This window comes from Virgibacillus sp. AGTR (assembly GCF_016919725.2).
In the GTDB taxonomy this organism is placed as follows: Bacteria; Bacillota; Bacilli; order Bacillales; family Amphibacillaceae; genus Virgibacillus; species Virgibacillus salarius.
In genome coordinates this window covers 1-474 of the sequence record NZ_JAJERH010000187.1, presented here as the reverse complement: position 1 = coordinate 474, position 474 = coordinate 1, and the positions used below count along the sequence as shown (strand labels likewise).

1 protein-coding gene is annotated in these 474 nt (G+C 34.0%); it reads right to left on the bottom strand.

All coding sequences use genetic code 11. From position 1 onward, the window contains the following. Positions 1-467, bottom strand: a 467-nt coding sequence (tnpA, locus tag JUJ52_RS23170) for an IS200/IS605 family transposase (RefSeq protein ID WP_228089261.1), incomplete at its 3' end; no start/stop codon positions are given. Positions 468-474: the final 7 nt, after the last annotated feature.

The following is a 474-nucleotide window of genomic DNA, read 5'->3' as shown; positions in this document are numbered from 1 at the left end:
TTCTTCTTATTTTTTTGGCCTGTAAACGGGTCGTACTCTTCGAATAATGTTAATTGATCACCCATGAAGTCTTCTCTAAGCTGATTTCTAATGTATTCTTGTATTTGCCTTCTATTTCTACCCACTGTATCAGCATAGAAACCTCGGCACCAAAACTTTCTATTGCCATATTTGTATTTTAAATTGGCATGACGATCAAAAATCATCAAACTACTTTTACCTTTTAAATATCCCATAAATTGAGACACACTTATCTTTGGTGGAATACTTACCAACATGTGTATGTGATCTGGACAGCCGTTAGCTTCATGAATGGTTACACCTTTCCTTTCACATAAATCTCGAATAATTTGACCTATACTCTTTTTATACTTTCCATAAATAATTTGCCTTCTGTATTTTGGAGCGAAAACTATATGATACTTACAATTCCACATTGTGTGTGCTAAACTATTCTTGTCCTTCATTGGACAC